Source organism: Williamsia sp. M5A3_1d (assembly GCF_053345315.1).
The window spans coordinates 928,132-941,586 of record NZ_JBKEZX010000002.1; the positions used below are offsets into that span (position 1 = coordinate 928,132).

At 67.5% G+C, this 13,455-nt stretch carries 13 protein-coding genes; 9 read left to right on the plus strand and 4 right to left on the minus strand.

Annotation, left to right across the window (positions count from 1 at the left end; all coding sequences use genetic code 11):
- Positions 1–23 precede the first annotated feature (23 nt).
- The 7 genes from ACLBW1_RS11945 to ACLBW1_RS11975 all read left to right on the plus strand — a co-directional run bounded on the left by ACLBW1_RS11945 (position 24) and on the right by ACLBW1_RS11975 (position 7,778).
- Positions 24–1,280, plus strand: coding sequence for a PucR family transcriptional regulator (locus tag ACLBW1_RS11945; protein ID WP_447812028.1), 1,257 nt, complete (start codon positions 24–26; stop codon positions 1,278–1,280).
- A gap of 155 nt (positions 1,281–1,435) precedes the next feature.
- The gene (locus ACLBW1_RS11950; RefSeq protein WP_447812029.1) at positions 1,436–2,077 is read left to right on the plus strand and encodes a (2Fe-2S)-binding protein; all 642 of its coding nucleotides are present in this window, start codon (positions 1,436–1,438) and stop codon (positions 2,075–2,077) included.
- A gap of 7 nt (positions 2,078–2,084) precedes the next feature.
- Positions 2,085–3,065: an FAD binding domain-containing protein gene (locus tag ACLBW1_RS11955; protein ID WP_447812030.1), complete on the plus strand. Its 981-nt coding sequence runs from the start codon at positions 2,085–2,087 to the stop codon at positions 3,063–3,065.
- Positions 3,062–5,257: a xanthine dehydrogenase family protein molybdopterin-binding subunit gene (locus ACLBW1_RS11960; protein WP_447812031.1), complete on the plus strand. Its 2,196-nt coding sequence runs from the start codon at positions 3,062–3,064 to the stop codon at positions 5,255–5,257. The genes ACLBW1_RS11955 and ACLBW1_RS11960 overlap by 4 nt, the downstream gene beginning before the upstream one ends.
- A 19-nt stretch (positions 5,258–5,276) precedes the next feature.
- The gene (locus ACLBW1_RS11965) at positions 5,277–6,398 is read left to right on the plus strand and encodes an XdhC family protein (protein ID WP_447812032.1); all 1,122 of its coding nucleotides are present in this window, start codon (positions 5,277–5,279) and stop codon (positions 6,396–6,398) included.
- 37 nt (positions 6,399–6,435) lie between these two features.
- A complete protein-coding gene (locus tag ACLBW1_RS11970; protein WP_447812033.1) occupies positions 6,436–6,903 on the plus strand; it encodes a lipocalin-like domain-containing protein in 468 nt (155 codons plus the stop codon).
- An 11-nt stretch (positions 6,904–6,914) separates the two neighbouring features.
- Complete coding sequence (locus tag ACLBW1_RS11975) at positions 6,915–7,778, plus strand: helix-turn-helix domain-containing protein (protein WP_447812034.1); 864 nt, start codon at positions 6,915–6,917, stop codon at positions 7,776–7,778.
- Positions 7,779–7,826: 48 nt separating this feature from the next.
- Here ACLBW1_RS11975 and ACLBW1_RS11980 read toward each other — a convergent pair whose 3' ends face one another.
- From ACLBW1_RS11980 to ACLBW1_RS11995, 4 genes are read right to left on the minus strand one after another with little or no spacing between them, the layout of a single operon-like run.
- Positions 7,827–8,240 carry a (R)-mandelonitrile lyase gene (locus tag ACLBW1_RS11980; protein WP_447812035.1) on the minus strand — a complete coding sequence of 138 codons (414 nt, stop codon included), beginning with the start codon at positions 8,238–8,240 and terminating at the stop codon, positions 7,827–7,829.
- Between the two features lie 24 nt (positions 8,241–8,264).
- Positions 8,265–8,765, minus strand: coding sequence for a cyclophilin-like fold protein (locus tag ACLBW1_RS11985; RefSeq protein ID WP_447812175.1), 501 nt, complete (start codon positions 8,763–8,765; stop codon positions 8,265–8,267).
- 11 nt (positions 8,766–8,776) lie between these two features.
- Complete coding sequence (locus ACLBW1_RS11990) at positions 8,777–9,541, minus strand: glucose 1-dehydrogenase (protein WP_447812036.1); 765 nt, start codon at positions 9,539–9,541, stop codon at positions 8,777–8,779.
- Entirely contained in the window at positions 9,538–10,575 is a 1,038-nt protein-coding gene (locus tag ACLBW1_RS11995) for an alcohol dehydrogenase catalytic domain-containing protein (RefSeq protein ID WP_447812037.1), read from the minus strand. Before ACLBW1_RS11995 ends, ACLBW1_RS11990 begins: the two co-directional genes overlap by 4 nt.
- 101 nt (positions 10,576–10,676) lie before the next feature.
- On the opposite strand from ACLBW1_RS11995, the gene ACLBW1_RS12000 reads away from it, so the two are divergent.
- Entirely contained in the window at positions 10,677–11,636 is a 960-nt protein-coding gene (locus ACLBW1_RS12000) for a helix-turn-helix transcriptional regulator (protein WP_447812038.1), read from the plus strand.
- 132 nt (positions 11,637–11,768) lie between these two features.
- Positions 11,769–13,235, plus strand: coding sequence for an adenylate/guanylate cyclase domain-containing protein (locus tag ACLBW1_RS12005; protein WP_447812039.1), 1,467 nt, complete (start codon positions 11,769–11,771; stop codon positions 13,233–13,235).
- Positions 13,236–13,455 lie beyond the last annotated feature (220 nt).

Genomic DNA, 13,455 nt, shown 5'->3' on the forward strand with positions numbered 1-13,455 from the left:
GCCGTCCCCCGGAGTCTCCGGCCGTGAACGACCCCAGCCGGGGACGTCTGCTGTCCAGCGACGAGGCCAGGGGCTTGGCGACCTCGCTGCTGTCCGACGTCTCCGGGCTCGCCGACGCGATGCTGCAGTACATCGTGACGCGATTGCCGGAGGTCGTGACCGACGACGAGGTTCGGGGTCTCACTCTCGGCTCGTGCTCGTCGAACCTCGAGGCAGCGTTGTCGATGGTGCGGCACGGTATCGACGTATCTGCAGCACAGGCCCCTGTCACCGCACTCGAGCACGCCCGAGCCATGGCCGCGCGCGGCCACAGCGTCGACGTCATGCTGAGGTTCTACCGGCTCGGACACGAATTCTTCGTCGAGCAACTCAGCGCGGTGCTCATTGCACGAGAACATGATTCGGCCGAGGCACTGGCGATGTTCATCGAGCTGGAACGTTTCGCTCTGCGTTACATCGACCTCATCTCGAGCCAGGTCGCTCTCGAGTACGTCGCCACGCTGAGCAAGCGCCAGAACGAGGCGCGGATCGAGCGCGCCGACATCGTGCGCTCGCTGCTCGCCGGGGAATCCGTCGACGCCGCACGGGCTGAGCGTGCGCTCTCGCACCGCTTGACGGGCAAGCACCTGGCGTTGATCTGTTGGTCGGACGAACGTGGTCGCGATCTCGACAAGGCGGTCCAGAGGATCGCCTCCGCGATCGGCACGGGTCGCCCCCTCGTCATCCCCGACGGGCCCCTTGCACTCTGGGCGTGGCTCGGCGTCGGCGAACATCTGTCCCGCGACCTCGCGTCGGCGGCGCTGAGGGACCAGGATCCCCATGTCTTCGTCGCCCTCGGTTCGGTACACGTCGGCGCAGAAGGATTCCGGACCTCACACCTCGAGGCCACCCGGGCGCGCCGGATCGCGGAACTCTGCGATCGCGACACGCCGTCGGCAACCCACTTCCGCGACATCGCCCTGGCTGACGCACTCTCGACCGACTTCGACACCGCTCGGAGACTCGTGGAGGCCGAACTCGTCGATCTCGCCGACGACACAGCGGCCGCACGCAACGAGCGCGCCACTCTGCTGGCTGTCCTCGATTGCCGCGGCAGCCTGGCCGCGGCGGCCGAACTGCTTGCGGTTCATCGCAACACCGTCTTGCAGCGAGTACGGCGAGCAGAACAGAAGGTCGGACGACCCATCACCGAGCGGGTCGTCGAGACCCACGCGGCGCTGGTCCTCGCCGACATCTTCGGCTCCCGGGTGTTGCGGCAGCAGTCGCGACGAACCGGTTGATCACACGCATCATGTTCGTCAGCAGGTCGCCACGAACAGGCATGAGGGTTCGTCTCCGGCGGAGCACATCACAGTGCGGCCCGCGAGGGGTGCCCTGCCAGGGCACGCCATAGCAGGGACTCCCTCGCGCGACCGTTCCCGTGTTCGATTCAGTCATGACCGAGCCAGTCAGCGAGACCGACGACACCACCCTCGAGTCCGAGAAGCGGAATGGGGTCACCCGTCGTACCTTCATGGCGGCAGGCGGTACCGCGATGGGCGGTGTCGTCGTGGCCGGTGTCGTCGTGGCCAACACCGGCCTCTTCTCCTCGTCCGACGATCCGACGTCGCCGCCGAGCACGTCGATCAGGTTGACGGTCAACGGCATCGAACGGTCCCTCGAGGTCGACAACAGATCATCGCTGCTCGACACCCTTCGCGAAGACCTGGGGTTGCCCGGCACGAAGCGCGGCTGCAACGCCGGCGCCTGCGGGGCGTGCACGGTACTCGTCGACGATCGACGTGTCGTCTCCTGCCTCACGCTCGCCGCCCGGCTCGACGGCGCCACCGTCACCACTATCGAGGGACTCGCCGACGGCGATCAGCTGCACCCACTGCAGCAGGCCTTCATAGACCAGGACGCCTTCCAGTGCGGGTTCTGCACGCCCGGGCAGATCATGTCCGGCGTCGGGTGCATCCGCGAGGGGCACACCGGTTCCGCAGACGAGATCCGGGAGTGGATGAGCGGCAACATCTGTCGCTGCGGGTGCTACCCAAAGATCCTGTCCGCTCTCACCAGCGTTGCCGAAAGGTCATGAGGGCGCCGTGCACTCGTTCACATTCTCCCACGCGACCGACGTAGAGGGCGCCGCTGCCGCCGGTCGTCGAGGTGGTCGTTTCATCGCCGGTGGAACAACTCTCGTCGACCTGATGCGCGAGACCGTGGAGCGACCGCGCTCTGTCGTCGACATCAGCCGTCTCCCCCTTCGCGAGGTCACCTCCTCCGCCGATGGCGTCCTGCGCATCGGCGCGCTGGTCACGATGACCGACGCCGCGACACATCCTCTGGTGCGCACGCGGTTCCCCGTGCTGTCGCAGGCGCTGGAACTGAGTGCCTCACCACAGCTTCGGAACATGGCCACCATCGGTGGCAACGTCATGCAGCGCACCCGCTGCACCTACTTCCGTGACGTGTCCGCGGCGTGCAACAAGCGCGATCCGGGCTCGGGGTGTTCTGCGCTCGAGGGGGAGAACCGCTCGCACGCCATCCTCGGAGGCTCCGACCAGTGCGTGGCCACCCACCCCTCCGACGCAGCGGTCGCACTCGCCGCCCTCGACGCCGTGGTTCACATCCACGGCGCCGACGGCGTGCGGCGGGTCGCCGTCACCGAGTTCCTCCTGAAGCCCGGTGACACGCCGAACAGTGAGCAATCGCTGTCGGCCGGCGAGCTGATCCTGGGCATCGAGATCCCGGCCCATCCCACTGGTCTGCAGTCGGGTTACCTGAAAGTTCGTGACCGACAGAGTTATGAGTTCGCACTCACCTCGGCCGCGGTCGCCCTCGATGTCGACGCAGGGAGGATTCGTTCGGCGCGCGTCGCTGCCGGTGGCGTCGGCACCGTCCCCTGGCGTCTGCCCGCCGTGGAACAACGTCTGGTCGGGGCACCGCCTACGGAAGCGACGTTCGCCGCAGCGGCATCGGTGGCCGCCGACGGCGCGCGCCCGCTGCAGCACAACGCATTCAAGGTGGAGCTGCTCCGACGCACCGTGGAGCGGGCGCTGCGCACCGTGGGCGGTGTGCGATGAGCATCCAACCGACGAACGCCGCGGGATCCGCGCGCACTCGGGTCGACGGACGACTGAAGGTGACCGGGCAGGCACCGTATGCGGCCGACCATCGCATCGACGGCGTGCTGCACGCCGTCATCGTCGACGCGACCGTCGGATACGGCCGCGTCACCGCTGTCGACAGCTCTGAGGCTCTGCGCCAACCAGGGGTTCGAGCTGTCATCTCCCACGTCAACGCCCCTCGATTGCCCTACCGCGAGAACACCGGGTCGAACAACCCCGAGGGCAGGAGACTCCGGGTTTTCCAGGACGATCGAGTGCTGTTCTTCGGACAGCCCGTCGCCGTTGTCGTCGCCGACACGATCGACACCGCCCACCACGCGGCCGGCCTCGTGGCCATCCGCTACGACGACCGCGCGCCGACGATCGATCTCATGACGGCGCGCCCTGGGACCCCGACCGCCTACTCGCGGGGCGACTCCGGCCGGACGCTCTCCACGGCACCGGTGCAGATGTCGATGGATTTCCGCATGGCACGCAACCATCACAATCCGATGGAGCCACACGCCACCGTCGCGCAGTGGGAGGGTGACCGCCTCACGCTCTGGGACAAGACACAGTGGGTCGGGGACGGAACCCAGGTCGAGGTGGCTGCAGTGTTCGGCATTCCCGAATCGAACGTGCATGTCATCTCCCCGTTCGTCGGCGGCGGGTTCGGGAGCGGGCTGCGTGCATGGCCGCACGTCACCGTCGCCGCCATGGCAGCGCGCGAGACCCGACGCCCCGTGAAGCTCGAGCTGACCCGTAGGCAGATGTACTTCGGTACCGGGTATCGGCCCGCCTACGACTACCGGCTCCGGCTCGGCAGCACCGCACAGGGACTCGTGACCGCGATGGAGCACGACATCCTCGCCGAGACGGCCACCTACGAGAACTTCACCGAATCGGTTCTCGCCCCAGGACAGATGCTCTACGACACGGCCGACGTGACACAGTCCTACAGCACGGTGGCGCTGAACGTGAACGCTGCCACCTACATGCGCGGACCCGGCTACGCGACCGCTGCATTCGCGATCGAGACCGCGATGGATGAGTTGGCGGTCCGCCTGGACATCGACCCGATCGAACTCCGCCAACGCAACGAGCCGGCATCGGACCGGTCCAGCGGCCTCCCGTTCTCCACACGACGTCTGCGTGAGTGCTACACCGTCGGTGCGCGCGAATTCGGCTGGGAACCGACGAACAGGCGGCCGGGCACCCGCCGCGAAGGTGATCTGCTCATCGGGACCGGGATGGCGACGGCGGTCTATGACACCGCACGCCTGGCGGCACGCGCCCACGCCCGGATCAACGCCGACGGCACCGCTTCGGTGCAGTCGGCCACGAGCGACATGGGCCCCGGCACCTACACGTCGATGACCCAGGTCGCCGCCGACGCGTTGGGGATTCCCATGTCCGAAGTGACTTTCTCCCTGGGCGATTCACGGATGCCATCGACGCCGCCACACGGCGGGTCGATGACCATGGCGAGCGTCGGTTCCGCAGTGCAGAACGCCTGCGACGGCCTGCGTGACCAAGCGATCGCCATGGCGGTCAGGGATCCGAGATCGCCTCTTCACCAGGCTGATCCATCCCTTGTCATCGTTCTCCGTGGCCGTCTGCAACTGAGCAACGACGCGACCCGGGGTGAGACGTACCGGGAACTCCTCGGCCGCAACGGCCGGCGCCAGATCGAGGTGATCGGATCGTTCGCACCCCCGGAGACGAACAACTTCTCGCTGTACTCCTATGGCGCGGTGTTCGCGGAGGTCAGCGTCGACTCGCAACTCGGTGTGACGCGGGTCCGTCGGATGCTCGGCGTCTACGACGCCGGGCGCATCATCAACCCGACGCTCGCCGACAGCCAGGCGATCGGCGGGATGGTCGGCGGTATCGGCAAGGCGCTGCTCGAACACACGACGACCGACCAGAGGGACGGGCGCATCGTCAACGCGAATCTGGCCGACTACCTCGTCCCCGTCCACGCCGACATCACCGATCTGCGCGCGATCTACCTCAACGGTGACGATCGCCGAGCTGACCCGATCGGGGTGAAGGGCCTCGGCGAGATCGTCATGGTGGGGATCGCACCCGCAATCGGCAACGCGGTGTTCAACGCCACCGGCCGACGGGTCCGCGAACTTCCCATCGGCGTCGAGTCGCTGTTGTGATGCGCGGAAGAGCACAGCCATGAGAGAAATACTCGATCGACTCATCGAATGGGTCGATCGAGGCGAGCCTTTCGCCGTCGCCGTGGTGGTCGACACCACCTCCAGTGCGCCACGCGAAGTCGTTGCCGCACTGGCGATCAGCGCTGGCGGTGAGGTGGCGGGAAGCGTGTCCGCAGGCTGCGTGGAGGCCGCCGTCGTGGAGATGTGTCGGGAGGCGATCCGAACCGACGCGCCCGGATCGGCGACCTTCGGGGACGCAGACATCGACCCGCTCGCCGTGGGACTGACCTGCGGAGGCACCGTCGAGATCTTCGTGGTCCCACCGGTGGCGGTCTCGGTCGACAACCTCCACCGGCTTCGTCGTGCACTCGATGACGACCGCCGTGTCACCCTCACCACCGTCCTCTCCGGCGATCGCTCCACCCTCGGAACCCAGTGGGTCGTCGACGAACCCGTCGACCGCCGCCCGGTCGGCGCATCACTGCGGGACGACCTCCGACGGACGGCCGACGAAGCCACGCGCCACGGTGTGGTCACACGCGCCGACCCCCGCGCCGACCGCGTGTTCGTCCACGTGTTCGCCCCGGCGCCTCGCATGGTCATCTGCGGGGCGATCGATCTCGCCGATGCTCTCGGTCGCACGGCGCGACAACTCGGATTTCACGTCACGCTGGTCGACGCACGCGGTCTTTTCGCCACCGCAGAACGCTTCCCCAACGTTGACCGAGTGGTGGTCGACTGGCCACATCGTCATGTCGCCACCATCGCCGACGTGGAGGACACCGCGCTGTGCGTACTGACCCACGACGAGAAGTTCGACCTCCCGCTGTTGGAATGGGCCCTCCGACAACCGTTCGCGTACATCGGCGCGATGGGCTCACGCGCCGCGTGTGCGAACCGCGAGAACCTGCTGCGTGCACGAGGATTGGGCGCTGACGAGCTCGATCGCCTGCACTCCCCCATCGGACTCGACATCGGTGGTGCCACACCGGCCGAGACCGCCCTGTCGATCGCCGCAGAGGTGATCGCCGCCCGCTCCGGCCGAACCGGAGGACGCCTGCGGGACGCGACCTCTCCGGTCCATCCCAGGTTGCCTGGGGTGCCCTGTCAGGGACTCCCCCGTCCGATCCGATCGCTCTAGATTCACCACATCTTCCAGAACACAGAGAGTTGACCTCATGAACACCATCAGACGTCTCGCCATCGCCGTCACCGCCGCGGGGGCGACGCTCTCGCTCGCCGGCTGCGGCACATCGTCGGAGTCCGACGACACCGAACGCGGGCTGACCGGCCAGTGGCGGATGACCAGCCTGGAGTCCGGTGGACCGAACTACACACCGACGCCCTATTCCGGTCAGATCACCTTCACCGACAGCACTGTGTCGGTACAGGCGATGAACCCCGACACCTCCGCGCCCGACACCCCGTACACCGTCCGCGGGTACGAGGCGTTCTACGGGACGCTGTCCGTCGACACCTCGGCGTCGACCTTCTCGGTCAAGGTCGATTCCGCCGCAGCGCGTGACCTCATCGGCGACACGCTCACCCGCCGCTACGCCGTGAACGACAGCACCCTGGTGCTGACACCTGTGGACGCGTCCGAGGGATGGCGGGTCACCTACGCCCGCCAGTCGTCGGGCACCTGACAGGGGTGGCGATGGACAACCGCGCCGAGGTGCGTCAATTCCTCATGTCCCGGCGCGCACGCATCACACCCGACGCGGTCGGACTGCCGACGGGACCCAATCGTCGCGTTCCCGGACTGCGTCGAAGCGAGGTCGCCACGTTGGCCGGCGTGAGTGTCGAGTACTACTCGCGCCTCGAACGCGGCGCGATCGCCGGCGCCTCGGCCTCGGTGCTCGATTCCCTCGCAACGGCTCTGCAGCTCGACGACACCGAACGCGCCCATCTGCTCGCCCTCGCCCGCGCGGCGGACGGCATCCCGGTGTCGGGACGTGCACGTCGGCGCCCGTCGAAAGCGTCGACACCACGCCCGAGCCTGTCGTGGGCCCTGGAGTCGATCACCGACGGCATCGCCTTCGTCCGCGACCCACACCAGGACATGCTCGCGACGAACGCACTCGGCCGCGCGTTCTACTCGCCGATGATCGGGGACGGCGGGCGGACACCGAACTTCGCGCGCTTCCAATTCCTCGATCCGGCCGCGCGCGACTTCTACCCGGATTGGGACCTCTTCGCCTCGATGTGTGTGGCCATCATGCGCACCGAGGCCGGCCGCGATCCGTTCGACCGGGGTCTCCAGGATCTGGTCGGCGAACTCTGCACCCGCAGTGATACTTTCCGAACGCTCTGGGGTGCCCACGAGGTGCGTACACACGGCACGGGGACCAAGCGGTTCAACCATCCGGTCGTCGGGGAGGTCAGCCTCGCGTACGAGGAACTCGCCGTCACCGCCGATCCGGGATCGGTGCTCATGATCTACACCGCCGAACCCGGATCGCCGAGCGCTGAACGGCTCCGGTTGCTGGCGTCGTGGGGATCGACCGCGCCGACGCGGTGACGGACGACCCCGGGACTCACTGCTTCGCCATCGAAGTCCGGTGGCCGTCTACTGCTGCCCGTACTCGTCGTCGGTCACCGGGTCGAGCCATTCCACCGCGTCGTTGTCGTCGTCGGCCTCGTTGATCGCGAGGTGGACCATCAACCGGTCCGCAGTCGCGCCGTGCCAGTGGATCTCATCGGCCTCGAACAGCACCCGGTCGCCGGGCCGGATGACTTCGATCGGCCCTCCGCGGCGTTGACAGAGTCCGACTCCTTCTGTGACGAAGACGGTCTGTGACAGGGCGTGTCGGTGCCAGTGCGTCCGGGCGCCGGGCATGAAGTGCACGAGGCTCGCCGACACGCGTGACGGCGGTGGGGATGCGGCGGCGGCATCGATGTACACGTCGCCGGTGAACCAGTCCGAGGGACCTTTGGCGGTCGGGACGGCTCCGGCGCCGGTGGTGCTCCGGGTGATCTTCATGATGATTCCTCCTGATGTGTCATGTCACCGTTGCACGGTGACGTCGATGGGGCCCGGTGTCCGGGCGAGTTCTGCCAGGTCTCCGTCGAGGCGTCCCAGGATCACGATGCCCTCGTAGTACGACTGATCGCCGTAGTAGAGGACCAGATCGTTTCCCGGGGCGTAGTAGCCGAGGTCGGCCACCTCCGGGTCTGCCCCGGACGGCTCGTCCGACGTCGTCAGCGGTCGGGGAAGCCGTCCGGTTTTCTCCACTCCCCCGTGGTCGCTCATCTCGATGCGCAGGGGCAACTGGGACAGGAGGTCCCGCGCGGCAGTGGTGTCGCGCAGGGTGGCGACCAGTTCCACCCCTCCGGCGGTGATGACCAAACGCTCAGAGGCGCCGGTCGGCGACAGCGGTGCATTCGCATCTGCTGCCGCCGACACCCGAGTGCTCGAGCCGGCACCTGGTCGCGCCGGGTCTCCCGACTCCGCGCACGCGACCAGCACCGTACCGACCGCGCACAGGATGGTCGCCCCTCGAAACATGCTCACGAATCTCATTGCGCCACATACCCTCCGTCGACGGGGAGTGCTACACCGGTCACGTAACTCGCGGCTGGGCTGCACAACCAGAGAACAGCGGCAGCGATCTCGTCGGGGCGGCCGAGTCGTGCCATCGGGATGGCATCTGTCATCGACTCCCTCTCCAGCGCCCCCTTCTCGATCATGTCGGTGACCATCGGGGTGTCGATGGTGCCGGGGCACACCGCATTGACCCGCACCCCGCGCGCGGCGTAATCCAGTGCTGCACTGGACGTCAGCCCGATCACACCGTGTTTCGTCGCATGGTAGGAGGCGAGTCCGGGGTTCCCGACGAGGCCGCCGAGGGACGAGCAGTTGACGATGGCGCCACTCCCCTGATTCCGCATCTGACCCAGTTCGTGTTTCATGCAGGCCCACACGCCACGCAGGTTCACCGAGGCGACGCGGTCGAAGTTCTCGGCGGGCTCATCGGCGGCATCGATTCGGGGCACCTGGATTCCGGCGTTGTTGAATGCGGCGTCGAGTCGGCCGAATTCGTCGACGGTTCGGCGCACCAGCGCGGCAACGGAATCCTCGTCGGCGACGTCGCATGTCACGCCGAGCACCTGATGTCCGTCGGCGCGCAGGGTGCCGACCGAGTCGTCGAGGGCATCGGCGTCACGGTCGGCCAACACCACTGCGGCTCCGTGGGCGGCGAACGCAGCGGCCGTCGCGAACCCGACCCCCTTCGCGGCGCCGGTGACCAGAGCGACCTGTCCGGTGTAGTCGTAGCTGATCACGGCGTCACCAGCACCTTCAGCGATGTCCGGTCGGCCATGTCCCGGTATCCGCCCGGAACGCCGTCGAGGTCGGTGGTGGCGTCGAAGACCTTGCCCGGTTCGATCGACCCGTCGAGGATCGGGGGCAGCAACTCCTCCATGTAGGCGCGGCTGGGTGCCGGGCCGCCGGTCAGGGTGACGTTGCCGCCGAAGAGGCTCGCGAATCCGACCGGTGCGTCCTCGTACTGCGGCACTCCGACACGACTGATGGTGCCGCCCGCGCGCACGACACCGAACGCCTGCTCGTAGGCGGGCAGGTGACCGACTGCCTCGAGCACGACATGGGTACCGAATCCGCCTGTGAGGTCCCGTACGGCCGCGACACCCTCGTCACCCCGCGCCGACACCACATCGGTGGCGCCGAACTCTCGCCCGAGGTCGGTGCGTGCGCGGTGGCGACCCATCAGGATGATCTGCTCGGCACCGAGACGCTTCGCCGACAGGACGGCGAGCAATCCCACTGCGCCGTCGCCGATCACGGTGACCGAGGAGCCCTCGCGGACGCCACCGCGAACGGCCGCGTGGTATCCGGTGCCGAGGACGTCGGAGATGGTGAGCAACGACGGGATCAACGCGGAGTCGGCCGCGACGGGCAGCGGGAACAGGGTGCCGTCGGCGAGCGGGACGCGAATCGCCTCGGCCTGGCCGCCCTCACCGGGCAGACCGTCCCAGAACCCACCGTGCTCGCACGAGGTCTGCAGGCCTGCGCGGCAGAACTGACAGGTCCCGTCGGAGAACGCGAACGGCGCCACGACGAGGTCACCCGTGCGCAGGGTGGTCACCGCGGGCCCGATGTCCTCGACGACGCCGATGAACTCATGGCCCATGTGCGCGGGACCGTCCTCGGCCGACATCGATCCGTACGGGTGGAGATCGCTGCCGCAGATGCAGGAGGCAGTGATCCGCACCAGCGCATCGGTGGGCTCGGCGATGGTCGAGTCGGGGACGTGTTCGACCCGGACATCGCCGGCGCCGTACATCAGGGTTGCTCTCATGGGTCCAGACAACGCCGGCTCGACGAGACCGGGAAGTCCCTGCCGATGGGTGTACTCGCAGGGCACCCCTGGCAGGTCGCGGCCATCGTATCGTCGAGAACGTGGACACACGCGCGGAGATCAAGGACTTCCTCACCACGCGCCGCGGACGCATCCGCCCCGAGCAGGTGGGGTTGCCCGCAGGCGCGAACCGGCGTGTACCCGGCCTGCGACGGAGCGAAGTCGCCACCCTGGCGGGCCTCAGCGTGGAGTACTACTCCCGCATCGAGCGCGGCGACCTCGCGGGTGTGTCCGACTCGGTACTGTCCGCCCTAGCGCGGACCCTCGAGCTCGACGAGGCCGAACACGATCATCTCCTCGACCTCGCACATGCGGCGACACCGACGGCCCGTGCGCGCAGACCGGCGCCACGGCATCCGACGGCGGTACGTCCCGCTCTGCAGTCGATGCTCGATGCGATCACCGGCGCTGCGGCCTTTGTCTGTAACCCCGCCCAGGACATGATCGCGACCAACCACCTTGCTCGCGCGCTGTACTCCGACATGTATCTCGCCGCCGAGCGTCCGGTGAACCACTCCCGCTTCATCTTTCTGGACCCTCGGTCGCAGACAACCTATCCGGACTGGCAGCGCGCCGCCGACACCAACGTCGCCATCCTGCGCACCGAGTCCGGACGCTTTCCCCGCGATCGCGATCTCGCGCAGGTCATCGGCGAATTGTCCATGCGCTCCGACGAATTCCGCTCCCGGTGGTCTGCTCACCAGGTGCGGCGGCACGTCTCCGGTGTGAAGACGTTTCATCACAGAGCCATCGGGGACATCGAGCTCGGTTTCGAGGCCATGCCGCTTCCCGGCGACGTCGGCCTGACCCTGACGGTCTACACCCCCGCGCCCCACTCGACGGCGGAGGAATCCATGCGGCTGCTCGGCAGCTGGACACAGCAGGACGATTCGGTTCCACGCCGCGGCGACGACCCCGGATTCGATGGATCACGTGGCGCGAGGATCGATGGCGGCAGCGAAGTGCGCCCTACGCTTCGGTCACCTGGCCGATCCCACTGACGTCGGGCTCGTCGGTTCACCCTCCCGCCCATTCGGCGTCCCGGGTCCTCATGGGTTTGCGAAGATGACGGAGTGAATCGCCGAAGTGAAGAGCGTGGGGCCACTTCGCGAGCGGTGTTCGCTCGTCGACCGGTGCAGTTGTACGCGCTGGGCATGGTGCTCGCGAACGTCATCGGGGCGTTCATCGTGTTCGGTTTGATCCGGTTCATCCTCCCGTTGCCGCTCGACTACGGGACGGTGCTCTCGGTCCGCAATTTCGTCACGTTCGCCGCATTCCTTCCGGTGGCAGTGGGTATCGGGTTCGCGATGGGCGTGCGGACGGCTCTCCCGGCATTCGGATGGCTGGCCCGCGGCGGGGTCCCCGAGCTGCGCGAGTACGAAACGGTGCTGCGCCTGCCGGCGCGGCAGGTTCTGGTCAACGCAACGCTGTGGCTCGTCGGGCTTCTCGTGTTCGTCGCCGTCAACGGTGCGGCGGGCGGAGGCAGGGACTTGCTGGTCGTCATCGCCATCGCGGTGGGACTCGGCGGAGCGGCCACCTGCGCCATGGGCTACGTCGTGGCCGAACGCACTCTGCGGCCCATCATCTCCGAGGTGATGATCCGCGGCGTCCCAGGCCGGTACACCGCGCCCGGTGTCACGGCGAGACTGTTGGCGATGTGGGGTCTGTCGACGGTGGTCCCGTTGCTGGGTTCCGGCCTGATCGCCCTCGGCAGCCTCCTCGACATCGTGATCCGTCCCGGCGACAACATCGCCGGCGCGGTGCTCGCACTCTCGGCGATCTCGTTGTGCGTCGGCGCAGGCGGGATGGCGTTGACCGCTCGATCGGTGGCCGATCCGATCACCCAGATCACCGCGGCCATGGCACGGGTGGAGACGGGCAGCTACGACACGAGAGTGCCGGTGTACGACGGCTCGGAGGTCGGGCGTCTCCAGGTCGGTTTCAACCGCATGGCCGGCACGATCGGGGAACGCGAACACATCCGGGAGTTGTTCGGCAAACACGTCGGGGACGCGGTCGCCGCCCGCGCCATCGAGGTGGAACCCACGCTGGGCGGTGAGATCCGCGATGTCGCAGTCCTGTTCATCGACCTGGTCGGGTCCACATCGCTGGCGCAGCAGCACTCCCCCGAACACATCGTCACTCTCCTGAACGACTTCTTCGAGTGCGTCGTGTCGACCGCGGAACGCCATGACGGGTTCGTCAACAAGTTCGAGGGCGATGCCGCGCTCGTCGTGTTCGGCGCACCGCTGCCCCACGACGACGCCGCCGGTGCCGCGCTGCGGACCGCCCGATTGCTGTGCGCCGACATCCCTTTCGACGGGCGTCTCGATGCCGGGATCGGTGTGACCTACGGAGAATGTCTCGCGGGGAACGTCGGCGCGGCAAATCGTTTCGAGTACACCGTCATCGGCGATCCCGTGAACGAGGCGGCTCGCCTCAGCGACCTGGCCAAATCCGAGGAATCTCGGACCATCGCGTCGTCGGATGCGCTCGACGCGGCGTCGGTCGACGAGACCCAACACTGGTCGCATTCGCAACCCGTCCTGCTCCGAGGCCGGAATGCACCCACCCGTATCGCGACACCCCGGCGCGGTTAGCGACACTCGCCCCGCCTCTCGCTCACGGCTGCTCGACGATGTCGCGTCCGTGCAGTGCGCTCGAGATTCTGTTTACAAGTGTTCACCCAGCGCGTACCTTCACAACGAACGATGGTCGATGGGAAGCAGAGACGACGGATGCGCGTAGCAGATCGGTGCACCATGACATCGTGGAAATCGTTGGTGCGCAGGCGGAGTGTGCGACTGTCTCTCGCATTCG